The organism is Pantoea sp. X-Soil-TKNS-1211 (assembly GCF_059730495.1).
In genome coordinates, this window is record NZ_AP035953.1 from 1,318,359 (window position 1) to 1,344,425 (window position 26,067).

The following is a 26,067-nucleotide window of genomic DNA, read 5'->3' on the forward strand; positions in this document are numbered from 1 at the left end:
AATGCAGAACAGCGCGATGAAGCCCTGGCTGGACTCCTCCTGGCTGGCCGGCGCGAACCAATCTTACATAGAGCAACTCTATGAGGATTTCCTGACCGATCCTGACTCTGTTGATGCAGTGTGGCGCGACATGTTCCAACAGCTGCCTGGCACCGGCGTGAAACCTGAGCAGTTTCACTCCACCACGCGCGATTACTTCCGCCGCCTGGCTAAAGACGCAACGCGTTACACTTCCACAGTCACTGATCCGGCCGCCAACTCTAAACAGGTTAAGGTGCTGCAGCTGATCAACGCCTTCCGCTTTCGCGGACACCAGCACGCTAACCTTGATCCGCTCGGCCTGTGGAAACAGGACGCCGTACCGGATCTCGACCCGGTTTATCACGACCTGACCGACGCCGATTTTCAGGAAAGCTTTAACGTAGGTTCTTTTGCTATCGGCAAAGAGACCATGAAGCTGGCCGATCTCTATGAAGCGCTGAAGCAGACCTACTGCGGCTCCATTGGTGCCGAGTATATGCACATCACCAACACCGACGAAAAACGCTGGATTCAACAACGTATCGAATCGGTGGTAGGCCACGCGACATTCAGTGCTGACGAGAAAAAAGGTTTCCTGAAAGAGCTGACCGCGGCAGAAGGGCTGGAAAAATACCTCGGCGCTAAATTCCCTGGTGCAAAACGCTTCTCGCTGGAAGGCGGCGATGCACTGGTTCCGATGCTGCGTGAGATGATCCGCCATGCCGGTAAGAGCGGCACGCGTGAAGTGGTGCTGGGTATGGCGCACCGCGGTCGCCTGAACGTCCTGATCAACGTGCTGGGTAAAAAGCCGCAGGATCTGTTCGACGAATTCTCCGGTAAGCATAAAGAGCATCTCGGCACCGGTGACGTGAAGTACCACATGGGCTTCTCGTCAGACGTGGAAACCGAAGGCGGCCTGGTGCACCTGGCACTGGCGTTTAACCCGTCACACCTCGAAATTGTTAGCCCGGTGGTGATGGGGTCGGTACGTGCGCGCCTCGATCGTCTGGCGGAACCGAGCAGCAATAAAGTGCTGCCAATCACCATTCACGGTGATGCCGCCGTGACAGGGCAGGGCGTGGTGCAGGAAACCCTGAACATGTCGCAGGCGCGTGGTTACGAGGTGGGCGGTACGGTTCGCATCGTGATCAACAACCAGGTAGGCTTCACCACCTCGAACCCGCTGGATGCCCGTTCTACGCCATACTGTACTGACATCGGTAAAATGGTGCAGGCACCGATTTTCCATGTTAACGCGGATGACCCGGAAGCGGTTGCCTTTGTGACCCGTCTGGCGCTCGACTATCGCAACACCTTCAAACGTGATGTGTTTATCGACCTGGTGTGCTATCGCCGTCATGGTCATAACGAAGCCGATGAGCCGAGTGCCACTCAGCCACTGATGTACCATAAAATCAAAAAGCATCCGACGCCGCGTAAAATCTACGCTGACCGTCTGGAAGCCGATGGTATCGCCAAGCTGGAAGATGCCACCGAGATGGTGAACCTGTACCGCGACGCACTGGATGCCGGTGAATGCGTGGTGCCGGAATGGCGTCCGATGAGCCTGCATTCTTTCACCTGGTCGCCGTATCTCAACCACGACTGGGATGAGAGCTACCCGGCTACTGTGGAGATGAAACGTTTGCAGGAACTGGCGCGTCGTATCAGCCAGGTGCCGGAAGCGGTTGAAGTCCAGGCGCGTGTTGCCAAGATTTATAACGATCGTAAAGAGATGGCCGAAGGCAACAAAGCCTTTGACTGGGGCGGCGCGGAAAACCTCGCTTACGCCACGCTGGTGGATGAGGGGATTCCGGTGCGTCTGTCAGGTGAAGACTCCGGGCGTGGCACTTTCTTCCATCGCCATGCGGTGGTGCACAACCAGGCGAACGGTTCGACCTATACGCCGCTGCACCATATTCATCACGGTCAGGGCCAGTTCAAAGTCTGGGACTCCGTGTTGTCCGAAGAAGCGGTTCTGGCGTTCGAATACGGTTATGCCACCGCAGAACCGCGCGTGCTGACCATCTGGGAAGCGCAGTTCGGTGACTTCGCCAACGGTGCGCAGGTGGTGATTGACCAGTTCATCAGTTCTGGCGAGCAGAAATGGGGCCGGATGTGTGGCCTGGTGATGCTGCTGCCACACGGCTACGAAGGACAAGGTCCGGAGCACTCCTCCGCCCGTCTGGAGCGCTATCTGCAACTCTGCGCTGAGCAGAACATGCAGGTGTGTGTGCCGTCTACGCCAGCGCAGGTTTATCATATGCTGCGTCGTCAGGCACTGCGTGGCATGCGTCGTCCGTTGATCGTGATGTCACCGAAGTCGCTGCTGCGTCATCCGCTGGCGATTTCCACCCTCGATGAACTGGCGAACGGCAGCTTCCAACCGGCAATTGGCGAGGTAGATGCCCTTGATGCGAAACAGGTAAAACGCGTCGTGATGTGTTCTGGTAAGGTTTATTACGACCTGCTGGAACAACGTCGTAAGAATGAGAAGAACGACGTCGCGATTATTCGTATTGAGCAGTTGTATCCGTTCCCGCACAAAGCGGTACAGGAAGCATTAAAAGTCTATTCCCATGTGCAGGATTTTGTCTGGTGTCAGGAAGAGCCACTGAATCAGGGCGCATGGTACTGCAGTCAGCATCATTTCCGCGAAGTGATTCCGTTTGGTGCGTCACTGCGTTATGCAGGCCGTCCGGCTTCGGCTTCACCGGCCGTGGGCTACATGTCCGTACATCAAAAACAGCAGCAAGACCTGGTTAACGACGCGCTGAACCTTGGTTAATAAAAAGGAAAGATAATGAGTAGTGTAGATATTCTCGTTCCCGATTTGCCTGAATCCGTAGCGGACGCAACGGTAGCAACCTGGCATAAAAAACCCGGCGACGCGGTCAGTCGCGATGAAGTGATTGTCGAAATTGAAACCGACAAAGTGGTACTGGAAGTGCCCGCTTCAGCCGATGGCGTTCTGGATGCGGTGCTGGAAGATGAAGGCGCAACCGTCACTTCGCGCCAGATCCTCGGCCGTCTGAAAGAAGGCAACAGCAGCGGGAAAGAGACTACCGCGAAAGTGGAGAGCAAGGAGTCAACGCCAGCACAGCGTCAGACTGCGTCTCTGGAAGAAGAGAGCAACGACGCACTCAGCCCGGCGATTCGTCGCCTGATCGCGGAGCACGAGCTCGACGCCAGCCAGATCAAAGGCAGCGGTGTGGGTGGTCGACTCACGCGTGAAGATGTAGAAAAACATCTGGCGAAGAAAACGGAAGCGAAAGCAGCCCCGGCTGCGCAGCCTGCTGCTGCTGCCGCTGCGCCGACGGCGATTGCTAATCGCAGCGAGAAGCGCGTGCCGATGACGCGTCTGCGTAAGCGTGTGGCTGAGCGTCTGCTGGAAGCCAAGAACAGCACCGCGATGCTGACCACCTTCAACGAAGTCAACATGAAGCCGATCATGGATCTGCGTAAGCAGTACGGCGATGCCTTCGAGAAGCGTCATGGTGTGCGTTTGGGCTTTATGTCCTTCTACATCAAAGCCGTGGTTGAGGCGCTGAAACGCTTCCCGGAAGTGAACGCGTCTATCGACGGTGAAGACGTGGTGTACCACAACTATTTCGACGTCAGCATCGCGGTGTCAACGCCGCGTGGTCTGGTAACGCCAGTGCTGAAAGATGTTGATGCGCTGAGCATGGCTGACATCGAGAAGAAAATTAAAGAGCTGGCGGTAAAAGGCCGTGACGGCAAGCTGACCGTGGAAGAACTGACCGGCGGTAACTTCACCATCACCAACGGTGGTGTGTTCGGTTCGCTGATGTCCACGCCGATCATTAACCCACCGCAGAGTGCGATCCTGGGTATGCACGCTATCAAAGATCGTCCGATGGCGGTGAATGGTCAGGTTGTGGTGCTGCCAATGATGTATCTGGCGCTTTCTTACGATCACCGTCTGATCGATGGCCGCGAGTCTGTCGGCTATCTGGTGGCCGTGAAAGAGATGCTGGAAGATCCGGCGCGTCTGCTGCTGGACGTCTAATTTTCACCGGGCGCGTTCTTAAGGGCGCGCCCAACACTCATTAGTCTTTTCAGACCTGAATGGATAGAACATCATGAACTTACACGAATACCAGGCGAAACAGCTGTTTGCACGGTATGGTATGCCGGCACCGACTGGCTACGCCTGTACTACGCCACGTGAAGCAGAAGAAGCCGCCTCAAAAATTGGCGCAGGCCCGTGGGTAGTGAAATGTCAGGTTCATGCCGGTGGCCGCGGTAAAGCGGGCGGTGTGAAAGTGGTTAAGAGCAAAGAAGAGATCCGCGCCTTTGCTGAACACTGGCTGGGCAAACGTCTGGTGACCTATCAAACTGACGCCGAAGGCCAGCCGGTAAACCAGATTCTGGTGGAAGCCGCAACTGACATTGATCAGGAACTCTATCTGGGTGCGGTAGTTGACCGTGCCAGCCGTCGCGTGGTCTTTATGGCCTCGACCGAAGGTGGTGTTGAGATCGAGAAAGTGGCGGAAGAGACCCCGCACCTGATCCACAAAATGGCGCTTGATCCGTTAGCGGGTCCGCAGCCGTATCAGGGCCGCGAGCTGGCGTTCAAACTGGGCCTGACTGGTAAGCAAGTCAGCCAGTTCACCAAAATCTTTATGGGTCTGGCGACCATGTTCCTTGAGCGCGATCTGGCGCTGGTGGAGATCAACCCGCTGGTCGTTACCAAGCAGGGCGATCTGGTGTGCCTCGATGGCAAACTGGGTGCCGATGGCAACGCCCTGTTCCGTCAGCCGGAACTGCGTGAAATGCGTGACCCGAGCCAGGAAGACCCGCGTGAAGCGCATGCGACTCAGTGGGAACTGAACTACGTCGCACTGGAAGGCAACATTGGCTGTATGGTCAACGGCGCCGGTCTGGCGATGGGTACTATGGACATCGTGAAACACCACGGTGGACAGCCTGCAAACTTCCTTGATGTCGGCGGCGGCGCAACCAAAGAGCGCGTCACTGAAGCCTTCAAAATCATCCTGTCTGACGATGCAGTTAAAGCTGTATTCGTTAACATCTTCGGCGGCATCGTGCGTTGCGACCTGATCGCAGACGGCATCATCGGTGCAGTGGCGGAAGTGGGTGTCAACGTACCGGTAGTGGTACGTCTGGAAGGTAACAACGCCGAGCTGGGCGCTAAGAAACTGGCGGACAGCGGTCTGAACATCATTGCAGCAACCAGCCTGACAGACGCGGCACAGCGTGTTGTTGCTGCTGCGGAGGGTAAATAATGTCCATTCTGATCGACAAAAACACCAAAGTCATTTGCCAGGGTTTCACCGGTGGCCAGGGGACTTTCCACTCTGAGCAGGCGCTGGCCTATGGTACGCAGCTGGTTGGCGGTGTGACGCCGGGCAAAGGCGGCACCACCCATCTCGGTCTGCCGGTGTTCAACACCGTGCGTGAGGCAGTTGAAGCCACTGGCGCAACGGCTACCGTGATCTACGTTCCGGCTCCGTTCTGTAAAGACGGTATCCTGGAAGCGATCGATGCCGGTATCAAACTGATCATCACCATCACTGAAGGTATCCCGACGCTGGATATGTTGACCGTGAAAGTGAAGCTGGATGAAGCTGGCGTGCGCATGATCGGCCCGAACTGCCCAGGTGTGATCACCCCTGGCGAATGTAAGATCGGTATCATGCCGGGCCACATTCACCTGCCGGGCCGCGTGGGCATCGTGTCGCGTTCAGGCACTCTGACCTATGAAGCGGTTAAGCAGACGACTGACATTGGTTACGGCCAATCTACTTGTGTCGGTATCGGTGGTGACCCGATCCCAGGCTCTAACTTCATCGACATCCTGAAAATGTTCCAGGAAGACCCGCAGACCGAAGCGATCGTGATGATCGGTGAGATCGGTGGTAGCGCTGAAGAAGAAGCCGCAGCCTACATTAAAGAGCATGTGACCAAGCCGGTTGTTGGTTATATCGCCGGTGTGACTGCGCCGAAGGGCAAACGTATGGGCCACGCCGGTGCGATTATCGCTGGCGGTAAAGGTACGGCGGATGAGAAGTTCGCTGCGCTGGAAGCCGCTGGCGTGAAAACCGTGCGCAGCCTGGCTGACATCGGTGATGCCGTAAAAGCTGTACTGCCTGCTAAGTAAAGTTTTTAGCTGCAAAAGCACCAAGCCACCTGCGGGTGGCTTTTTTTATGCCTGTAGCCACTGAAAAAGTGGGGAAAAATCCTGCGTAGTCAAAATTGCCGTCTATGCTTACTTTGTCAGAAAGGTAAAGAAGGGCAAACTCGAAGGCGTTCTGTTTGAAAATTAAGAAAGTCTTACCCGCCGCTTCGTTAAATTTTTATGGCAAAGGTAATTATTTTCTTAATTACGTCATCGTCTCATGACAACTAATTAACAACTTACCCCAGAATACATATCTGGAAATTTTGTGCGTTATCTCAGATCAATAAATGCTGAGATATAACAAACTTTACCGCTGGCAAAGCGCAGCGCAAAAGGTATAAATTGCGCTACATCAATTCAATCATTTCCGTGTTTTTTCAGGAGTTTGTGCCAGGCGTTGTTACATCAATTCTGTCGCCTCCGTACGCTCGCCTGTCAGAAACCGATTGTTGCGATGAGTTTTCAGGGCATTTTCATCACAGTTACTCGCTCACTTCGGGCAGCAGATTTCTCTGTTCTGTCGGTAACACAACAAAACTGGAATCAATAATCAGTCGTTCCTGACTCTTATTCTGCACGTCAATGTCTGTCTTTTACCGTTGTCGCCCGCAGAAAGAGTTCATGCGAGGAGCAAGGAGTCATCATGTTAGATATTGTCGAGCTGTCGCGTTTACAGTTTGCTCTGACGGCGATGTACCATTTCCTGTTCGTGCCATTAACGCTGGGTATGGCGTTTCTGTTGGCGATCATGGAAACCGTATACGTCCTGACGGGAAAACAGATTTATAAAGATATGACCAAATTCTGGGGCAAGTTGTTTGGTATCAACTTTGCCCTGGGTGTGGCTACCGGCCTGACCATGGAATTCCAGTTCGGGACCAACTGGTCTTATTACTCACACTACGTCGGCGATATCTTTGGTGCGCCGCTGGCCATTGAAGGCCTGATGGCGTTCTTCCTTGAATCCACCTTTGTCGGCCTGTTCTTCTTCGGCTGGGATCGCCTCGGTAAGGTACAACACCTGACGGTGACCTGGCTGGTGGCTCTGGGTTCGAACATGTCTGCGCTGTGGATCCTCGTGGCGAATGGCTGGATGCAAAACCCGATTGCCTCTGAGTTCAACTTCGAAACCATGCGTATGGAGATGGTGAGCTTCTCCGAACTGGTACTCAACCCGGTAGCGCAGGTGAAATTTGTGCATACCGTGGCAGCCGGTTATACCGCAGGGGCGATGTTTATCCTTGGTATCAGCTCCTGGTATCTGTTGAAAGGGCGTGACATCGCTTTCGCTAAACGTTCCTTTGCCATTGCGGCCAGCTTCGGTATGGCTGCGGTGCTCTCCGTTATCGTGCTGGGTGATGAATCCGGTTATGAAATGGGCGATGTGCAGAAAACCAAACTGGCCGCCATCGAAGCGGAATGGGAAACCCAACCGGCTCCGGCCTCCTTTACCTTGTTCGGTATTCCTGATCAGGATGCGCAGCAAAACAGATATGCGATCCAGATTCCTTATCTACTCGGTTTGATAGCCACCCGTTCGGTCGATACCCCGGTAACCGGCCTGAAAGAGTTGCTGGCGCAGCATGAAGTGCGTATTCGTAACGGTATGAAAGCTTATGCGTTACTGAACGAACTGCGTGCCGGTAGTAAAGATCCGGCGGTGCGTAGCGCCTTTGAGCAAAGCAAACAGGATCTCGGCTATGGCTTGCTGCTGAAGCGTTATACCCCGGACGTAGCTAACGCCACCGAAGCGCAGATCCAGAAAGCAACGGCAGACTCAATCCCGCGCGTCGCGCCGCTCTACTTCGCCTTCCGCATCATGGTGCTGTGTGGCGTGCTGTTGCTGGCAATCATTGCGCTGTCGTTCCTGAGCGTGATCCGCAATCGCATCGGCAAGTGGCCGTGGCTGCTTAAAGCGGCCCTGTACGGTATCCCGCTGCCCTGGATCGCCATCGAATCAGGTTGGTTTGTCGCCGAGTATGGTCGTCAACCCTGGGCGGTGGGTGAGGTGCTGCCGACGGCAGTGGCAAACTCGTCACTGACTACCGGTGATGTGCTGTTCTCTATGATTCTGATTTGCGGCCTGTACACCCTGTTCCTGGTGGCGGAAATGTATCTGATGTTCAAATTTGCCCGCCTTGGTCCGAGCAGCCTGAAAACTGGCCGCTACCATCATGAGCAGATTGGCGCATCGACTCAACCGGCGCGTGGATAAGGAGAGCTACCATGTTTGATTATGAAGTGTTGCGATTTATCTGGTGGCTGCTGATCGGCATTCTGCTGGTTGGGTTTGCCGTCACCGAAGGCTTCGACATGGGGGTAGGGATGCTGGTCCGTATTATGGGCCGCACCGATACCGAACGTCGCGTGATGATTAACACCATTGCTCCGCACTGGGACGGTAACCAGGTGTGGTTAATCACCGCCGGTGGCGCGCTGTTTGCTGCCTGGCCGATGGTGTACGCCGCCGCGTTTTCCGGCTTCTACGTCGCGATGATCCTGGTGTTGTCGTCTCTGTTCTTCCGTCCGGTCGGTTTTGATTACCGTTCCAAGATTGAAGATATGCGCTGGCGTGGCATGTGGGACTGGGGCATTTTTATCGGCAGCTTTGTGCCGCCGTTGGTGATTGGCGTCGCATTCGGCAACTTGTTGCAGGGTGTGCCGTTCCACGCTGACGAATATCTGCGCCTGTTCTATACCGGTAACTTCTTCCAACTGCTGAATCCGTTTGGTCTGCTGGCGGGCGTGATCAGTGTGGCGATGTTCCTGGCACAGGGCGCAACCTATCTGCAAATGCGTACCACCGGAGAACTGCATGTCCGTTCCCGTTCGATTGCGCAAATTGCCGCGTTAGTCATGATGGTGTGCTTCATTCTTGCCGGTGTGTGGGTGAAATACGGTATTGATGGTTATGTGGTGAAAAGCGTTATCGATCACCATGCGGCCTCTAACCCGCTGGGTAAAGATGTGGTCCGCGAAGCCGGTGCCTGGCTGGTGAACTTCCAGCAGACACCGATCCTGTGGATCTTCCCGTTATTGGGTGTGCTGATGCCGCTGCTGACCATCCTGTGTTCACGTGCGGAGAAGGGGGCCTGGGCGTTTATCTTCTCTTCATTGACCCTGGCAGGTGTGATTATGACGGTTGGCATTGCAATGTTCCCGTTCATCATGCCGTCCAGCACCGTGCCGGGCACCAGCCTGACGATGTGGGATGCGACCTCGAGTGCACTGACGCTGAAAATCATGACCTTTGCAGCCATCGTATTTGTACCTCTCATTCTGCTGTACACCACCTGGTGTTACTACAAAATGTATGGTCGTATCACCAAAGAACACATTGAGAGCAATACGCACTCCCTGTACTGATTAAGGAGAAAGAGCATGTGGTATTTTGCCTGGATACTTGGCACCCTGCTGGCTTGTTCGTTCGGTGTGATTGCAGCACTGGCGCTGGAGCGTGCGGAAGAAGCCGCAGCAAAGGGTGATAAAGCCTGATGCGCGGATTGTTTCAGACACTGTATCGTCTGATGGATAAGGGCCCGTTACGGGCCCTTTCACTGTTGCTGGCCTTATGGCTGGCGGGTTGTGTATTCTGGGATCCGTCGCGCTTCGCGGCGAAGACCAGCGCACTCTCGGTCTGGCATGGGCTGGTCGTGATTTGGGCGGTATGTACCGGCGTGGTTCATGGGACGGGGTTTCGCCCACGGCGCTTGCGTTGGCAGATAGTGTTCACACCGTTACCGGCTATGATCGTATTGGTCGCGGGCATTATCTGGTTTTACCGTTAGGTCCACAATCAGGACGAATATTGTCCTTTTTATGTAGAAATTTCAGGCGCTGATGTGAGTTTATGTCAGCGCCTGGTCAAGAAATCTGCCAAAAATCCTTCCGATTGTTACCGTGTGATAATTATTTTCTCGCGGCGTCAGCGGGCCATTCCCAAGCTGATCTCACTTGCGTATAGTAGCAACGTTTAAAATGATACCGGGATGTAGAGTGAGTACAACGCTGTTTCGCTGGCCGGTTCGGGTCTATTACGAAGACACCGACGCTGGTGGTGTGGTTTACCATGCCAGCTATATCGCTTTTTATGAACGAGCACGTACCGAGATGCTGCGCCAGCACCATTTCAATCAACAGACGCTGCTGGAACAGCAGATTTGTTTTGTGGTGCGGCGTATGACGGTGGACTATCTGGTGGCAGCACGTCTTGACGATCTTCTGGAAATCCAGAGCGAAGTGACCTCAATGACGCGAGCGACCATGACGTTCTCGCAACGTATCGTGAATACCGAAGGCAAAGTACTCAATGAAGCAGAAGTCCTGATTGCCTGCATCAACCCACATCTAATGAAGCCGATTGCGCTTCCCAAGTCTATTGTCGCGGAGTTCAAGCAGTGACTGACATGAATATTCTTGATTTGTTCCTGAAGGCGAGCCTTCTGGTCAAACTTATCATGTTGATTTTGATCGGCTTTTCCATTGCCTCTTGGGCAATCATTATCCAGCGCACCCGCATTCTGAATGCTGCCGGGCGCGAAGCCGAAGCGTTTGAAGATAAATTCTGGTCAGGTATCGAGCTGTCTCGTCTGTATCAGGAGAGCCAGGGTCGTCGTGATGAACTGAGCGGCTCAGAGCAAATTTTCTACTCTGGTTTTAAAGAGTTCGCGCGCCTGCATCGTGCCAACAGCCACGCGCCGGAGGCCGTGGTCGAAGGTGCCAGCCGTGCGATGCGTATCTCGATGAACCGTGAACTGGAAGCACTGGAAAACCACATTCCTTTCCTTGGCACCGTGGGTTCCATCAGTCCTTATATCGGTCTGTTTGGTACGGTGTGGGGGATTATGCACGCCTTTATCGCCCTCGGTGCGGTGAAGCAGGCTACTTTGCAGATGGTTGCGCCGGGTATCGCCGAAGCGCTGATCGCGACCGCAATTGGTCTGTTTGCCGCGATTCCGGCGGTTATGGCGTATAACCGTCTGAACCAGCGCGTGAATAAGCTGGAGCAGGGTTACGACAACTTTATGGAAGAGTTCACGGCTATCCTGCATCGTCAGGCTTTCTCCACCGACAATACGAAGTAAGTCGAGGTAAACGATGGCCAGAACCCGTGGTCGCGGACGCCGCGATCTTAAGTCGGAAATCAACATCGTTCCACTCCTGGACGTGCTGCTGGTGCTGTTGCTGATTTTTATGGCGACGGCGCCGATCATTACCCAAAGCGTGGAAGTGGATCTGCCGGATGCAACCGATTCGAAAACGGTCTCCAGCGATGATAACCCGCCGGTGATTGTCGAAGTTTCCGGGGTAGGGCAGTACAGCCTGGTGGTGGATCACGATCGTATGAACCAGTTGCCTCCTGAGCAAGTGGTGAGCGAAGCGCAGCGTCGACTGGAAGCCAATCCGAAGACTGTCTTTCTGATCGGTGGTGCGAAAGACGTGCCTTACGACGAAATCATCAAGGCGCTTAACCTGCTGCACCAGGCTGGCGTGAAATCTGTCGGTTTGATGACACAGCCGATTTAAAGCGAACCGTTTTTGGGAACCGAGAGTGTCGAAGGCAACCGAGCAAAACGAGAAGTTAAAACGCGCGATAATCATTTCGGTGATTCTGCACATCGTGTTGATCGCCTTGCTGATTTGGAGCTCGTTTAACGAAAAAATCGAATCCAGCGGCGGTGGCGGCGGTAGTGATATCGACGCGGTGATGGTCGATCCCGGTGCCGTGGTCGATCAATACAATCGCCAGCAGAATCAACAAAGCGATAGCAAGCGTGCTGAGCAGCAGCGCGAGAAACAGGCGCAGCAGCAGGCAGAAGAATTACAACAGAAGCAGGCCGCCGAACAACAGCGTCTGAAAGAGCTGGAGAAAGAGCGTTTGCAGGCGCAGCAAGAAGCCAAAGAGCAGGCGAAACAGCAGGCCGAGCAGCAGAAAGCGGCCGAAGCGGCGGCGAAGCAGGCGCAGGAAGAACAAAAAGCGGCTGAAGCGGCGGCGGCGAAAGCCAAAGCCGATGCCAAAGCGCAGGCCGATGCACAGGCAAAAGCGGCGGCAGAAGCTCAGGCGAAAGCCGCAGCTGAAGCGAAGAAACAGGCTGAGCAAGAAGCGAAAGCGGCAGCAGCCGAAGCGGCGAAAGAGAAAGCGGCGCAGGAAGCGAAAGCAGCGGCCCAGGCAAAAGCCAAGGCGGATGCGGAAGCCAAAGCGCAGGCCGCGGCAGATGCTAAGGCGAAAGCGGCGCAGGAAGCCAAAGAGAAAGCGGCTGAAGAAGCAAAAGCGACGGCAGCTGCTGAGGCGAAAGAGAAAGCTGAAGCGGCAGCGAAAGCCAAGGCAGATGCAGCGGCGAAAGCCAAAGCAGCGGCTGACGCGAAGAAGAAAGCCGCCGCCGAAGCCGCGAAGAATGAAAACGCTGTTGACGATCTGCTGGGTGGTCTCTCATCCGGTAAGAATGCGCCGAAAAGTGGTAACGCTTCCGCTGGTGGGGCAGCGGCTGGACAAGGTAATCAGAAGAAAGCCGGCGCTTCAGGAGCGGAAATTAACTCCTACATGGGCCAGGTTGTGGCAGCGATTCAGAGCCGTTTCTATGATGCCGATTCATACAAAGGTAAAGAGTGTAATCTGCGCATCAAGCTCGCTCCAGATGGCTTGCTGATTGATGTGAAAGCCGAGGGCGGCGATCCTGCATTGTGTCAGGCGGCGGTCTCGGCGGCGAAACAGGCTCACTTGCCGAAGCCACCTACCCAGGCGGTGTATGAAGTGTTCAAAAACGCACCAATGCGTTTCAAACCGGAATAATGCAGTAACGTTCGGCAGGTTGAACTAAGGTTAGCTTGCCGTACTCTATGAGTACCCGTGTTTTTTCAGGAACAGTGCGAATTATCATGAACTCAGGTTCAGATAAGGGAGAGAAGATGAAGCAGGCACTTCGTGTAACCTTAGGTTTTTTTGTACTGCTGTGGGCGGCCATGCTGCACGCAGAAGTACGCATTGAAATTACGCAGGGCGTGAATACCGCGCGTCCTATTGGTGTGGTTCCATTCCAGTGGGCCGGTCCGGGCGCTGCACCAGAAGATATTGGTGGCATCGTCGCGGCTGACTTGCGCAACAGCGGTAAATTCAATCCGCTGGACCGCTCACGTCTGCCGCAGCAGCCGACCAGCGCGCAGCAGGTTCAGCCTGCCGCCTGGAGTGCGCTTGGCATCGACGCTGTGGTGGTCGGTCAGGTCACGCCGAACGCTGATGGCAGCTACCAGATCGCTTACCAGCTGGTTGATACCGGTGGTGCACCGGGTACGGTGCTGGCGCAGAACTCTTACAAAGTGACGAAGCAGTGGCTGCGTTATGCCGCACATACTGCCAGTGACGAAGTGTTTGAGAAGCTGACCGGTATTAAAGGTGCGTTCCGTACCCGTATCGCCTATGTGGTGCAGACCAATGGTGGTCAGTTCCCGTATGAACTGCGTGTCTCCGATTACGATGGTTACAACCAGTTTGTGGTACATCGTTCGCCAGAGCCGCTGATGTCGCCGACCTGGTCACCAGACGGCAGCAAAGTGGCTTACGTGACCTTTGAAAGCGGTAAATCTGCGCTGGTGATTCAGACGCTGGCTAACGGCGCAATCCGTCAGGTGGCTTCTTTCCCGCGTCATAACGGTGCACCGGCCTTCTCGCCGGATGGATCTAAACTGGCGTTTGCGCTATCTAAAACCGGTAGTCTGAACCTGTATGTGATGGACTTGGGTTCTGGTCAGATTCGTCAGATTACAGATGGCCGCTACAACAGCACCGAACCGACCTGGTTCCCGGATAGCCAGACACTGGCTTACACCTCTGATCAGGCGGGTGCGCCTCAGATCTACAAAATTGGCATTAACGGCGGTGCGCCACAACGTATTACCTGGGAAGGTTCGCAGAACCAGGATGCGGATGTGTCTACCGACGGTAAAACAATGGTGATGATTAGCAGCGCCGGTGGCGCTCAGCACGTCGCCAAACAGGATCTGGAAACGGGAGCCGTTCAAACGTTAACGGACACGTTCCTGGATGAGACGCCAAGTCTGGCTCCTAACGGCACGATGGTAATCTATAGCTCTACTCAGGGGATGGGTTCCGTGTTGCAGTTGGTTTCAACCGATGGGCGTTTCAAAGCGCGTCTTCCGGCAACTGATGGACAGGTAAAATCGCCTGCCTGGTCGCCGTATCTGTGATGCATCAATCCCCTGCTGAGGTGGGGGATGATATGTATGGCAAACAATATAATAGGATAAAGAAATGCAACTGAACAAAGTGCTGAAGGGTTTGATGCTGGCTCTGCCGGTTATCGCAGTGGCTGCATGTAGCTCTCACAAAAACAACAACAACGACCAGACTGGTATGGGTGCTGATGGTGCTTACGGTTCTGGCCAGAACGGTAACATGTCTTCTGACGAGCAGGCACGTTTGCAGATGCAGCAGCTGCAGCAGAACAACATCGTTTACTTCGGCCTGGACAAGTACGACGTGCAGTCTGAGTACGCTCAGATGCTGGATCAGCACGCTGCTTTCCTGCGTAGCAACCCGTCTTACAAAGTGACCATCGAAGGTCATGCGGATGAGCGCGGTACGCCGGAATACAACATCGCCCTGGGCGAGCGTCGTGCAAGCGCAGTGAAAATGTACCTGCAAGGTAAAGGCGTGTCAGCTGATCAGATGTCTATCGTTTCTTACGGTAAAGAGAAGCCGGCAGTACTGGGTCACGACGAAGCGGCTTACGCTAAAAACCGTCGTGCCGTTCTGGTTTACTAAGATAATCACATGATGAGTAACTTCAGACTTCATCTGTTGAGTCTGTCGTTACTGGTTGGTGTAGCGGCCCCCTGGGCCGCTAATGCCCAGGCGTCAATCAGTAGCGTTGGCTCAGGCTCGGTCGAAGACCGTGTCACCACTCTTGAACGTATCTCCAATGCCCAGGCTCAGCTTCTGCAGCAGTTGCAGCAGCAGATGAGTGACAACCAAAGCGATATCGATTCGCTGCGCGGGCAAATTCAGCAGAACACCTATCAGCTTAATCAGGTGATTGAGCGCCAGAAGCAGATCTACCAGCAGATTGACAGTTTGAGTAGCGGGAATAACGGCGCTCAGGCCAGCGGTGGTGGTGATGCAGCGGCGGCAGCCAGTGGTGCTGAAGCAGGTGCTGCAACCGCCGCAGGTAGCAGTGATAGCGCAGCAGCAGCACCGACGCAAAGCGGTGATGCGAACAGCGACTACAATGCCGCTGTGGCGCTGATTCTGGAGAAGAAACAGTATGACCAGGCCATTACTGCGTTGCAGGCATGGGTGAAGCGTTATCCTGATTCTACCTATCAGCCTAATGCTAATTACTGGCTGGGGCAGTTGTTTTACAACAAGGGCAAGAAGGACGATGCGGCCTATTATTTTGCCACTGTGGTAAAAAACTACCCGAAATCGCCGAAAGCGCCAGAAGCGTTGTTTAAGGTTGGGGTGATCATGCAGGAGAAGAACGATACGGCGAAAGCCAAAGCGGTCTACCAGCAAGTGATCAAACAATTCCCGAACAGCGAGTCGGCAAAGCTGGCGCAGAAACGTCTCGCCGGGTTGTAATTTGTGCAGCACAGACCGGATTTCGTGTGATTTCTGGTCTGGCCGCATGAAAGGTAAGCAATTGAGTGATTTGCTGGAAAATAAGGGTTGCGCTACCCCGCTAAATCAGTAATATATGCCGCCGTTGCCGGGACATATCTTAATAAGTATCGGCAGCACTGAAGATGGGTCGTTAGCTCAGTTGGTAGAGCAGTTGACTTTTAATCAATTGGTCGCAGGTTCGAATCCTGCACGACCCACCATCTCAACCTCCAGTCGGTTCAGTGTTTTCTTCAGTTTGCTTCACAACCACGATGGGTCGTTAGCTCAGTTGGTAGAGCAGTTGACTTTTAATCAATTGGTCGCAGGTTCGAATCCTGCACGACCCACCATCTGGTCACTCTGGTTGTAAGCCCTCATCGAGCGGGTCGTTAGCTCAGTTGGTAGAGCAGTTGACTTTTAATCAATTGGTCGCAGGTTCGAATCCTGCACGACCCACCAATATGTAGAAAGGCGCCCTAAAGGCGCCTTTTTGCTTTTTCGGGTTTACGGATTTATCGCTCTCTTTTCTGGCCGTTACGTATCTTGCTTATTTGCGCGATAAATCGCGCCGCTACGCCAGATATGCAGCACCGCATAACTGCGCCACGGACGCCACACCTGCGACAGCAACTCGGCGTCTTTCGCACTCACCCCGCCAAGATTATTACGAATCGCGATATCTTCTTTGGGAAACGCATCCGGCCAGCGCAGCGCTCGCATCGCGATATAGCTGGCGGTCCATGGCCCGATACCTTTCAACGCCAGCAATTGTTGTTGCACCCTGTCTGGATTTACCGCGCCATTAAAGCGTAATGCGCCGGAGGCACAAGCCTGAGCCAGTGCGAGGATCGCCTGTGAGCGTGCGCTGACAATCCCGAGGCTGGCGATATCATCCTGGGTGGCTGCTGCCAGGGTTTCTGCTGTGGGCGAAAGGCGCGATAGCTCAGGCCAGGGGGTCGCCATTGGCTCGCCGAAACGTTGCGCCACGCGGCTACTCAGCGTCGTCGCCGCTTTTACCGTCACCTGTTGGCCGAGAATCGCTCGCACGCCCAATTCAAAGCCATCAAACGCGCCCGGAACACGCAGACCGGGATACTTCGCCAGACTCGGGGCCAGCAACGGGTCCTGCGCTAACTGGTCAGCAATCCGCTGCGGTTGCGCATCCAAATCAAACAAATCGCGCAGGCGGCGCAGCAGGGCTGGCAACACTGGCGTCAGGCTGGTGGTGAACTGCACCTTCAGCGACTGCTTCTCGGGATAGTGACTGACACGCACCCAACCCTGGCAGTCGCCCAGCGCCACGGTACGGTGATAAATGCCCCCTGATACCCATTCCACCTCCTTCATCACGCGTTGTTGCAGAAAATCGAGTATCGCTTCCCAGTCATAAGGCGGGCGATAACTCAGGCGGAGTTCTGCGCTCTCCTGCAACGGTGTTACCGGCGAAGGAGAAGACTGCTTACGCAATCGGGATGGGGTCATACGATAGCGAGCCTGGAACACATCGTTAAAGCGACGCAGACTATTAAAACCGCTGGCATAGGCGATTTCTGTTACTGGCAGGGAGGTTTCGGTTAACAGCTGCTTCGCCAGCAACATGCGTCGGGTTTGACGTAACTCAATCGGTGATACACCCAGTTCCTGCTGCACTACGCGGCGCAGCTGGCGCTCGCTTAAACCAAACTCGCTGGCAATCTCCGCCAGCGTTTCCTGCTCCTCCAGCAAGCCTTCTTCAATACGGCGGATCAGCCGATCGGCGATGCGATGGTGGCTATCAACCGGGGCAAAGCCGGGGGCCAACTCTGGACGGCAACGCAGGCAGGGGCGAAAATGGGCTTTCTCTGCGGCTTCAGCGCTGGCAAAGAACAGGCAATTTTTTTGCATCGGCGCTTTTACCGGGCAGATAGGTCGGCAATAGATGCCGGTTGAGGTCACACCGACAAAAAACAAGCCGTCAAAGCGGCTGTCGCGCGATGTCAGCGCCTGGTAAGCAATATCGGGATCAAACATCATCGTCTCCAGCAAATAAACCGCATCCTCGCGCAGCTTGACGACTAAAACTCGCTGCTTTCGGACAGCTAACCAGTTTAACTGCATGACCGAAAACAGCCAGTTTATCGCGATAAAAGTGCGATAATGCGCCACAGATATCAAGCCGGAGGCGCACTATGTATCATGCAAAAATTATCGCTACCCCCGTGGGCGATCTCACCTTAATTGCCAGCAATAAAGGACTGTCGGCGATTCTGTGGGAGAACGAAGGGTCACAACGTGTACCGCTCAAGCCAATCAGCCGTGATGACCTGCATCCCATCTTATGTGAAACCGAACGTCAGCTACGCGAATACTTCGCCGGACAACGCCAGCAGTTTGACCTACCCTATGACACCGTCGGCACTGAGTTTCAGAAAAAAGTCTGGCAGGCGCTGATCACCATCCCGTTTGGTGAAACCCGCAGCTATCGTCAGATTGCTGAACAAATTGGTAATCCGAAAGCGGTACGTGCCGTCGGCGCGGCCAACGGTAAGAACCCCCTGTCGATCGTGGCACCCTGCCATCGGGTGATCGGCAGCAACGGCAAACTGACCGGATTTGCTGGTGGGCTGCCAGTAAAAGCCTTCCTGCTGGAGCTGGAAGGGATGCCGAAACACTAACAGCATCACAGCCGGTCAGGTTTGGGTAAAAAAAACACGACACCCTCGGTGAGATCCGCTATCTTGTTTAGCATATAAAACACGATGGTGGATTTCATGCCATTTAATCGCCCGGCTAGGCGATTTTGTTAAATTAAGAAAACCGAGAGCCGTGTTATGAGCCTGATGTTCGATCCTGAAAGCGCGATCTACCCCTTCCCGCCAAAACCAGCGCGTCTTAGTCTGGATGAAAAATCGTTTTATATCGAAGAAATCAAACGGTTACTAAAAGAGCGTGATGCGGTGATGGTGGCGCATTATTACACCGATCCGGAAATTCAGGCGCTGGCGGAAGCCACCGGCGGCTGTGTGGCGGACTCACTGGAAATGGCGCGCTTTGGCAGCACCCACCCGGCTTCCACCTTACTGGTGGCCGGGGTGCGTTTTATGGGTGAAACCGCGAAAATCCTCAGCCCGGAAAAAACCGTGCTGATGCCCACTTTGCAGGCGGAGTGCTCGCTCGATCTCGGCTGCCCGATTGATGAGTTTAACCGCTTTTGCGATGCACACCCGGATCGCACTGTGGTGGTGTATGCCAACACCTCCGCAGCGGTCAAAGCGCGTGCCGATTGGGTCGTGACCTCCAGTATCGCGGTTGAACTGATTGAACATCTCGACAGCCTCGGTGAGAAAATTATCTGGGCACCGGATCGTCATCTGGGGCGCTATGTCACGCAGAAAACCGGCGCGGATGTGTTGTGCTGGCAGGGTGCCTGTATCGTGCACGATGAATTCAAAACCCAGGCGCTGCAACGCATGAAGGCGCTCTATCCTGATGCGGCGGTGCTGGTCCACCCGGAATCGCCTCAGGCGATAGTAGAGCTGGCCGATGCGGTCGGTTCCACCAGCCAGCTGATTCAGGCAGCGAAAAGTTTGCCGCATCCGCAGATGATTGTCGCCACTGACCGCGGCATCTTCTACAAAATGCAGCAGGCGGTGCCGGAAAAAGAGCTGCTGGAAGCACCGACCGCAGGAGAAGGGGCTACCTGTCGCAGTTGTGCGCATTGCCCGTGGATGGCGATGAACGGCCTGAAAGCGATTGCTGAAGGATTGTCACAGGGGGGCCGTGAGCATGAAATCCACGTCGATGATCAATTGCGCGAGGCGGCGTTGCTGCCGCTTAACCGCATGCTATCCTTTGCAGCGGAACTTAAACTCAAGGTGAAAGGGAACGCCTGACGCGCTGCACCTTTCAGACAGGTGCCCGTTATGGATTTCTTTAGCACGCAAAACATTCTGGTTCATATTCCTCTCGGCGTCGGCGGCTACGATCTCTCGTGGATCGAAGCGGTCGGCACCGTGGCTGGCTTGCTGTGTATCTGGCTGGCCAGTCAGGAAAAAATCATCAATTACTTCTTCGGCCTGATCAACGTCACCCTGTTTGCGGTGATTTTCTTCCAGATCCAGCTGTACGCCAGTCTGCTGCTGCAACTGTTTTTCTTTGTCGCCAATGTCTATGGCTGGTATGCCTGGAGTCGGCAAAATGCGGCGCAGGAAGCGGAACTGAAAATCCGCTGGCTGCCATTGCCAAAGGCGCTGGGGTGGGGCGCGGTGTGCGTGATTGCCATCGCGCTAATGACCTTCTGGATCGACCCGGTGTTTGCTTTCCTGACGCGCAGCGCGGTAGGGATTATGCAGGGGCTGGGTTTGCAGGTGGTGATGCCGCAGTTACAACCGGATGCTTTCCCGTTCTGGGACTCCTGCATGATGGTGTTGTCGATTGTGGCGATGATTCTGATGACGCGTAAATACGTGGAGAACTGGCTGCTGTGGGTGGTAATCAATGTCATCAGCGTGATGATTTTTGCCCGCCAGGGCGTCTATGCCATGTCGCTGGAGTACGCGATCCTGACACTGATCGCGCTGAACGGTTCCCGTTTGTGGATCAAAAGCGCACGCGAACATGGCTCGCATGCGCTCTCCTCTTAATGATGTTGATGCACATGGCCTTCATGGTGATGATGGTCATGCTGCGCATTACCCGAGTCCAGGCACAGTTCACAATCCGGCCCGCTACAGGGCTGGTATTCCATCTGCACTGTGGCGTGGGCGATCTGATAATGTTGGTGCAGGTAGCGATGAATGCGCACCAGCAGCGCGTCATGATCGTAAGGCGGAATCACCTGCACATGTAGCGTCAACACGGGTTTCTCGCCGACCTGCCATAAATGCACATGGTGGACATTACGCACTTCAGCGATATTGAGCGTCAGCTCGCGTTTCAGCTTATCAACATTGATATTGCCCGGTGCCCCCTCCAGCAGTTCGTGCAAACTCTCACGCAACAGTGACCAGGCGCTGCGCACCACCAGCAGCGAAACCAGCAGCGACAAAATCGGATCGATCGGCGTCCAACCGGTGAACATGATGATCACTGCCGCGACAATGGCCCCCACTGAACCCAGCAAATCACCCAGTACATGCAGGGCGGCAGCGCGCACGTTGAGGTTCTTCTCCTCGCTACCATGATGCAGTAGCCAGAAGGAGAGCAAATTTGCCAGCAAACCGGCCACACCAATCGCCAGCATCAGGCCACCGGCGACCGGTTGTGGTTGATAAAAGCGACGTAACGCTTCCCAGACAATCATCACGGTGATCACCAATAAGGCAATCGCGTTGACAAAGGCGGCCAGCGTGGTCAGTCGCAACAAGCCAAAGGTATGACGCGCATTCGGTTTGCGCTGTGAAAACTGTACCGCCAGCAACGCCATCAATAATGCTGCGGTATCGGTGAGCATATGACCGGCATCTGCCAGCAGTGCCAGCGAGCCTGAGATCCAACCGCCAATCGCTTCCACCAACATAAACAGGGCGGTGATGCCAAACGCCGCCGTCAGGCGGGTGCGGTTGCCGTCAGGCGTGTTGTGAGAATGGGTGTGTGCCATAACTTTCCAGTTGTTTCAGTAACCTGTTCGTTAATGATATCAGCAAATTAAGTTGCTCTGGTTCCAGCCGTTGCTGTTTTGCCGCTTCTGCCAACTGCTGGCACTGGGAGGCGATCTCATCCATCCCCAGCAATAGCCAGCTACCTTTCATCCGATGTGCGGCGCGTGCCAATGCTGGCCATTCCTGCGCTGCGCTGGCGGCCAGCAGGGTGTCACGGTCCTGTATCATCGTGCGTTGCAACGTCTGGCAAATGCGTGGAATCATGCTTTCGTTATGCTGTGCGAGGATAAGCAGGCTGTTGGACAGCGGCCTCAGCGGGTCCAGACTTGCACGCGCCAGCAGGGGCGCAAGATCGCTCAAGGTGATCGGTTTTACCAGCAGCGCCTCATTGAGTTGTAGCGTTAATTTGACCAGCTGTGCATCAGCAGAACAGATCACGCGCAAGGCGTTATCGCCGCGTTGCCGTTGGCGGCGGCGCAAAATCCTCAGCAGCGTGAGACCGTTGGGATGTGGCATCATCTGGTCGATAAACAACAGGTCGAAGGGTTGACGGGCATCGGCGCGCAGGAGTGCACGCCCTTCATCAAACACCTCGGCGTGGATAGCAAATAGCGCCAACTGTTGCTGCATCACCAGCAAGTTGGTGGGATGGTCGTCGACTATCGCCACGCGTAACTGCGGATAATGCGGCCAGGCGGCAGGGGCACTTTCGCTCTGGCTGTCGGCAAGCTGGAGGGGCAGCGTGACTTCAACGCGGGTGCCTGTACCCGGCGCAGAGGTGAGCGTCAGATTACCCCCCATGCGTTGCACAATCTCCCGGCAGATAAATAAGCCAAGACCACTACCCTGAACGGCATGGGCCTTACCCGACGGTGCCTGATACCAGGGTTCGAATAGCTGCGCTTGCTCCGCCTGCGGAATGCCGCTGCCGCAGTCGGCCACCACCAGCACGATGGCGTCATTGACCGCCAGCGTCAGGCGGATATCGCCCTGACGGGTAAATTTCAGTGCATTCGCTACCAGATTATTCACCACCTGTTGCAGGCGATCGCCATCCAGCAATACGGTGCCGGGTAGCGCGGTCAGTGCTTCCACCACCAGTTGTGGACCGGCATCACGCATTAACGGATGATAAAACTGCTGCTGTTGTTGTAGCCAGCGTGACAAATTGAGCGGATGTGGTGCCAGGCGGAAGCTGTGGTTTTCGATACGCGCGTGGTCCTGTAAATCATTCAGCAACGCCATCAGCGAGCGTGCGCTGCTGTGCATCAGCTCAAGCCGGGCGCTGGGATGTTGCTGCTGCTCCAACTCCAGCAGACCGAGAATCGCCTGCATCGGCGTACGCAGCTCATGGCTGGCGGTGGCGAGAAACTGACTTTTCGCGGCGTTGGCCCGCTCGGCCTGTTCGCGTTGCAGACGTTCGCGTCGCTGTTGCAGATAGCGACGTACCAGTAGCACCAGCAGCAGCAGAATGGCGATCCCGGCAGCGATCAGCACCAGCAACGGCACATTGCGCATCGTCATGGTGGTACCTGGCTGCGGTGGCACTGACCAGTTATCCCGCATCTGGTTCAGGGTTTCTGGCGGAATCTGCTGTAATGCGCGATCCATTAGCGCGCGCAGCACCGGTTGTTGATCGCTGATTTGCGGGGCCAGCGGCCAGGCGATATCACTGGCGGCGAACGCCAGATGCATACGATCGCCATAGTGGCTGGCGATACGCCAGCGGGCCGACAGCACATTATCCACCAGCGCATCGATCTGCCCGTTATTCAACGCTTGCCACAGCTGGGCGCGATCGTCAAAAACCGCGACGTTAATCCCACCCGGCAACATGCGTTGTGCGAGGTCGTCACGCAAGATACCCACGCGCTGTCCCTGCAACGCCTGCCAGTTCATGGGCTGGCGCGTCGACAGGGTGTAAATGCCCCAGATGGCACGCCACACCGGCAGGGTGGTGGTGCCGTCCAGTGTGGGTAACACGCTAAGCATCACCTGCTGTTGTTGCAGCAGCGACGCGGCCTGCTGCGGATTTGCTACCCAGTGCGGCGTAAAGCGCAAACCGGTGCTTTGACTGAGTGCGTTGAGTAAATCGATGGCAAAACCGCGCGCATTGCCGCTGGCGTCACGATAACTCCAGGGGGCGTTATCAGCCTCAGCGGCGTAAGGGATTTGTCGATGCTGCGCCAGCCACTGCTGCTCGGTCGCAGAAAGCATCAGCGTCTGTGTATCCTGATAGCGCAGCAGCGGGGGACTCCAGCGCTGCTGAACCCGGTTGCTGAACTCGGCAGGCAGCAGGCGTAGCTGCTGATTGAGCCATTGGATCAAGGCAGGATCGCGCGCCATTGCCCGCAGGGTGAGATCCCCGGCGCCAGGGTTGGCAGTGATTTGGTAGATTTGTCCCTGCTGCAACTGACTGAGCAGAAATCCGGCGCTGGTCTCATCGGCTACCAGATAATCGCTTTGCTGGTTGAGCAACGCATACAGCGCCTGAAGATCGCCGGGTAAGCCATACCAGCGGTGCGCACGCACGAAATCGTCCGGGAGCTGTGCCAGCGTCGATTGCGCCACGGTAAGTTGCGCATCGTGACTATTGAACATCACGGCGCGTTGATTTTCGCGGTTACGGTAGATACGCACCGGACTGGTGTACCAACTGTCGCTTAAGAGAAGGTCAGGCGATAGGGAAGCGTGGTCAGTACTCAGCACCAGATCGACCTCACCGTGTGCCAGCGCGGCCAACTGTTGGTCACGATCGGGATAGGTTTGTAATACGAAGTGGCTGCCGGTGAGCTGACTGAGCGCACTCAGATAATCGGCATCAATGCCCCAGATCTGATCGCCGATGCGCATTGCCCAGGGCGCGCTATTCTGCGCCAGTAGCGCCACGCGCAGCGGAGAGGCTGACCACGGCGTGCTGTGCGGCGCAGGCATCATTGAAGGCAGCATCACGCTGCTGGCAGGCTGTAAATCGGCCTGCGCCAGGGTGCTGAAAAACCAGACCAACAGCAGAAGCAGACGCTTCACTGATGTGCCTTCCACAATTCAGCCAGTTCAACTACCGATTGCACCCCGGTCTTCTCCAGGATGTTCTTCTTATGAGTACTGACGGTTTTGTTGCTGATATGCAACTGTTCAGCAATCTGCAAATTCGACAGGCCGCGTGCCAGCAGGGCGACAATCTGCTGCTCTTTTTCAGTCAGTGGTAAATCAATGCGTTCCGGCAGGGCCGGGAATGCTTGTTGGCCGCCCAGCACCGCGAGAATCGCGCTCAGCAATTGCGCCATGCTCTGACTTTTTACCACATAACCGGCGGCACCCAGCGAGGCGGCACGAAGCAGGGTATGGCGGCTTTGCTCTGCCGAATAGATCAGCACCGGGCAGTCAGGATGATGTACCCGCAGTCGACGCAGCAGTTCCAACCCGTCGCTGTCCGGCAAGCCAATATCGAGGATGACCAGGTCGACAGCGTGCTGTTGCAGTAGCTGGCGTGCCTGTGCTTCATCACCGGCGGCGAACAGTTGCAACGGAATCGGGGAGTTGACGCAGGCAGCGCTTAGCGCGACTTCAACTAACGGGTGATCATCTATAAGCAGCAGCGCAGCCATAATCCTGTCCTGTTGTTTTCGTTGTTTCAGCATAACGGAAAAGCAGGGGAATATTCATTATCTCCCCGGCATATGAGTGTTAACATCGTGGCGTTACCCTTTTTATGATGACGAAACGTGATGAATCTCCGGGAAAATATTGTCAGTCAGTTCAGTTCACTCTCGCCAGAGTTACAGCGCGCCGCCGAATTTTCCCTGCAACATGCCAACAAACTGGTGGTGCTGTCGATGCGGGCCTTTGCCGCAGAAGGCGGCGTCAAACCTGCCACGCTGCTGCGGCTGGCGCAACGTCTGGGTTATCAAGGCTGGGGTGAACTGAAAAGCGCCATGATTGACGATCTCGGCTTGCGCAATGATACATATGTATCCAAAGCGGAAAAACTGATTGCCAAAGGCACTCAGCCAGCCCTGTATGAAGAGGTTTTTCTGGCACATCAGGCCAATCTGGCTTTCACCCAGGCGGAAAACCAGCAGGCGATGCAGCAGGCAGTAACCTTGCTGGATGAAGCAGAAAACGTCTATATCTGTGGTTTTCGCGCCAGTTTCCCCATTGCCTGGTCGCTGTTTTACGTCTACCGCTTGTTCAACCGCCAGGTGTCATTGATTGATGGTCTGGCGAGCAACATCGAAGTCTTTACCCGCGAGTTAAGTGGCAAAGATTGTGTGCTGTTGACCAGTTTCGCTCCTTATTCACGTGAATCGCTGGATGTGCTGGATGCGGCAACTCAGGCCGGTACGCGCATTATCGCTATCACCGATTCACCGGTTTCGCCGCTGGCGCAGGCGGCGCATTGTACTTTGCTATTTTCCATCGACAGCCCCTCCTTCTTCCCCTCGGTGGTCTCTGGTATGGGGTTAGCTGAATGTCTGCTGGCGATGCTGGTGGCACGTCATGGGCGCGAAGCGGTCAGTAAAATTGAGAACGCGGAACGTTATCTGATTGATTCAGGTGCCTACGTTATTCCCGGCAAATCCTGATCAATGATCCATTTGTTACTGTCATAAAAAATGCAATGCATATGTATCGTATTTACGTTGACGTGATCCAAATGGATCATGCAAGATGCAGCCAATATA

Annotated in this window: 23 protein-coding genes and 3 tRNA genes; 22 read left to right on the forward strand and 4 right to left on the reverse strand. The window is 55.1% G+C overall.

Translation table 11 applies throughout. The features are described from left to right. Nucleotide 1 precedes the first annotated feature (1 nt). The 18 genes from sucA to AC6I8W_RS06375 all read left to right on the forward strand — a co-directional run bounded on the left by sucA (nt 2) and on the right by AC6I8W_RS06375 (nt 16,262). On the forward strand, nt 2-2,809 hold the full coding sequence (gene sucA, locus AC6I8W_RS06290; protein ID WP_497837415.1) for a 2-oxoglutarate dehydrogenase E1 component: 2,808 nt from the start codon (nt 2-4) through the stop codon (nt 2,807-2,809). Between the two features lie 15 nt (nt 2,810-2,824). Then, a complete protein-coding gene (odhB, locus tag AC6I8W_RS06295; RefSeq protein ID WP_497837416.1) occupies nt 2,825-4,051 on the forward strand; it encodes a 2-oxoglutarate dehydrogenase complex dihydrolipoyllysine-residue succinyltransferase in 1,227 nt (408 codons plus the stop codon). A gap of 73 nt (nt 4,052-4,124) precedes the next feature. Then, a complete protein-coding gene (gene sucC, locus AC6I8W_RS06300; protein ID WP_013508302.1) occupies nt 4,125-5,291 on the forward strand; it encodes an ADP-forming succinate--CoA ligase subunit beta in 1,167 nt (388 codons plus the stop codon). Continuing rightward, nucleotides 5,291-6,166 (forward strand): succinate--CoA ligase subunit alpha, encoded by an 876-nt coding sequence (gene sucD, locus AC6I8W_RS06305; protein WP_021182416.1) that lies wholly within the window; start codon nt 5,291-5,293, stop codon nt 6,164-6,166. The genes sucC and sucD overlap by 1 nt, the downstream gene beginning before the upstream one ends. 664 nt (nt 6,167-6,830) lie before the next feature. After that, a complete protein-coding gene (gene cydA / locus AC6I8W_RS06310) occupies nt 6,831-8,402 on the forward strand; it encodes a cytochrome ubiquinol oxidase subunit I (protein ID WP_497837417.1) in 1,572 nt (523 codons plus the stop codon). 11 nt (nt 8,403-8,413) lie between these two features. After that, the gene (cydB, locus tag AC6I8W_RS06315; protein ID WP_497837418.1) at nt 8,414-9,553 is read left to right on the forward strand and encodes a cytochrome d ubiquinol oxidase subunit II; all 1,140 of its coding nucleotides are present in this window, start codon (nt 8,414-8,416) and stop codon (nt 9,551-9,553) included. Nucleotides 9,554-9,568: 15 nt separating this feature from the next. Continuing rightward, nucleotides 9,569-9,682: a cytochrome bd-I oxidase subunit CydX gene (gene cydX, locus AC6I8W_RS06320; RefSeq protein ID WP_013508306.1), complete on the forward strand. Its 114-nt coding sequence runs from the start codon at nt 9,569-9,571 to the stop codon at nt 9,680-9,682. After that, nucleotides 9,682-9,975, forward strand: a complete 294-nt coding sequence (gene ybgE, locus AC6I8W_RS06325) for a cyd operon protein YbgE (protein ID WP_497837419.1) — start codon at nt 9,682-9,684, stop codon at nt 9,973-9,975. Before cydX ends, ybgE begins: the two co-directional genes overlap by 1 nt. Nucleotides 9,976-10,165: 190 nt before the next feature. Beyond that, the gene (gene ybgC / locus AC6I8W_RS06330; RefSeq protein ID WP_480369464.1) at nt 10,166-10,588 is read left to right on the forward strand and encodes a tol-pal system-associated acyl-CoA thioesterase; all 423 of its coding nucleotides are present in this window, start codon (nt 10,166-10,168) and stop codon (nt 10,586-10,588) included. Next, nucleotides 10,585-11,271 carry a Tol-Pal system protein TolQ gene (gene tolQ, locus AC6I8W_RS06335; protein ID WP_480369466.1) on the forward strand — a complete coding sequence of 229 codons (687 nt, stop codon included), beginning with the start codon at nt 10,585-10,587 and terminating at the stop codon, nt 11,269-11,271. Before ybgC ends, tolQ begins: the two co-directional genes overlap by 4 nt. Nucleotides 11,272-11,284: 13 nt before the next feature. Beyond that, nucleotides 11,285-11,713: a colicin uptake protein TolR gene (gene tolR / locus AC6I8W_RS06340; protein WP_013508310.1), complete on the forward strand. Its 429-nt coding sequence runs from the start codon at nt 11,285-11,287 to the stop codon at nt 11,711-11,713. Between the two features lie 25 nt (nt 11,714-11,738). After that, a complete protein-coding gene (gene tolA / locus AC6I8W_RS06345) occupies nt 11,739-12,977 on the forward strand; it encodes a cell envelope integrity protein TolA (protein ID WP_497837420.1) in 1,239 nt (412 codons plus the stop codon). A gap of 116 nt (nt 12,978-13,093) precedes the next feature. Beyond that, a complete protein-coding gene (gene tolB / locus AC6I8W_RS06350) occupies nt 13,094-14,389 on the forward strand; it encodes a Tol-Pal system beta propeller repeat protein TolB (protein ID WP_497837421.1) in 1,296 nt (431 codons plus the stop codon). A gap of 64 nt (nt 14,390-14,453) precedes the next feature. Continuing rightward, a complete protein-coding gene (pal, locus tag AC6I8W_RS06355) occupies nt 14,454-14,966 on the forward strand; it encodes a peptidoglycan-associated lipoprotein Pal (protein ID WP_497837422.1) in 513 nt (170 codons plus the stop codon). A 9-nt stretch (nt 14,967-14,975) separates the two neighbouring features. Further along, the gene (cpoB, locus tag AC6I8W_RS06360; protein WP_497837423.1) at nt 14,976-15,782 is read left to right on the forward strand and encodes a cell division protein CpoB; all 807 of its coding nucleotides are present in this window, start codon (nt 14,976-14,978) and stop codon (nt 15,780-15,782) included. 166 nt (nt 15,783-15,948) lie between these two features. Further along, nucleotides 15,949-16,024, forward strand: a tRNA-Lys gene (locus AC6I8W_RS06365). A gap of 53 nt (nt 16,025-16,077) precedes the next feature. Next, a tRNA-Lys gene (locus AC6I8W_RS06370) sits at nt 16,078-16,153 on the forward strand. A gap of 33 nt (nt 16,154-16,186) precedes the next feature. After that, nucleotides 16,187-16,262: transfer RNA gene (locus tag AC6I8W_RS06375), tRNA-Lys, on the forward strand. A 75-nt stretch (nt 16,263-16,337) separates the two neighbouring features. Here the strand turns inward: AC6I8W_RS06375 and AC6I8W_RS06380 are convergent. Continuing rightward, nucleotides 16,338-17,813: an AlkA N-terminal domain-containing protein gene (locus AC6I8W_RS06380; protein ID WP_497838119.1), complete on the reverse strand. Its 1,476-nt coding sequence runs from the start codon at nt 17,811-17,813 to the stop codon at nt 16,338-16,340. 158 nt (nt 17,814-17,971) lie between these two features. On the opposite strand from AC6I8W_RS06380, the gene AC6I8W_RS06385 reads away from it, so the two are divergent. From AC6I8W_RS06385 to pnuC, 3 genes are all read left to right on the forward strand, one after another. Beyond that, entirely contained in the window at nt 17,972-18,457 is a 486-nt protein-coding gene (locus tag AC6I8W_RS06385) for a methylated-DNA--[protein]-cysteine S-methyltransferase (protein WP_497837424.1), read from the forward strand. Between the two features lie 156 nt (nt 18,458-18,613). Next, the gene (nadA, locus tag AC6I8W_RS06390; protein WP_497837425.1) at nt 18,614-19,675 is read left to right on the forward strand and encodes a quinolinate synthase NadA; all 1,062 of its coding nucleotides are present in this window, start codon (nt 18,614-18,616) and stop codon (nt 19,673-19,675) included. Between the two features lie 30 nt (nt 19,676-19,705). Beyond that, a complete protein-coding gene (gene pnuC, locus AC6I8W_RS06395; RefSeq protein WP_497837426.1) occupies nt 19,706-20,425 on the forward strand; it encodes a nicotinamide riboside transporter PnuC in 720 nt (239 codons plus the stop codon). On the opposite strand, the gene zitB is transcribed toward pnuC, so the two are convergent. From zitB to AC6I8W_RS06410, 3 genes are read right to left on the reverse strand one after another with little or no spacing between them, the layout of a single operon-like run. Further along, complete coding sequence (zitB, locus tag AC6I8W_RS06400) at nt 20,422-21,381, reverse strand: CDF family zinc transporter ZitB (RefSeq protein ID WP_497837427.1); 960 nt, start codon at nt 21,379-21,381, stop codon at nt 20,422-20,424. The genes pnuC and zitB overlap by 4 nt on opposite strands. After that, on the reverse strand, nt 21,350-24,424 hold the full coding sequence (locus AC6I8W_RS06405; protein WP_497837428.1) for an ATP-binding protein: 3,075 nt from the start codon (nt 24,422-24,424) through the stop codon (nt 21,350-21,352). Before AC6I8W_RS06405 ends, zitB begins: the two co-directional genes overlap by 32 nt. Next, the gene (locus tag AC6I8W_RS06410) at nt 24,406-24,990 is read right to left on the reverse strand and encodes a response regulator (RefSeq protein WP_497837429.1); all 585 of its coding nucleotides are present in this window, start codon (nt 24,988-24,990) and stop codon (nt 24,406-24,408) included. Before AC6I8W_RS06410 ends, AC6I8W_RS06405 begins: the two co-directional genes overlap by 19 nt. Before the next feature lie 120 nt (nt 24,991-25,110). On the opposite strand from AC6I8W_RS06410, the gene AC6I8W_RS06415 reads away from it, so the two are divergent. Further along, nucleotides 25,111-25,968, forward strand: a complete 858-nt coding sequence (locus tag AC6I8W_RS06415) for a MurR/RpiR family transcriptional regulator (RefSeq protein ID WP_497837430.1) — start codon at nt 25,111-25,113, stop codon at nt 25,966-25,968. The last annotated feature ends 99 nt before the right edge of the window (nt 25,969-26,067 follow it).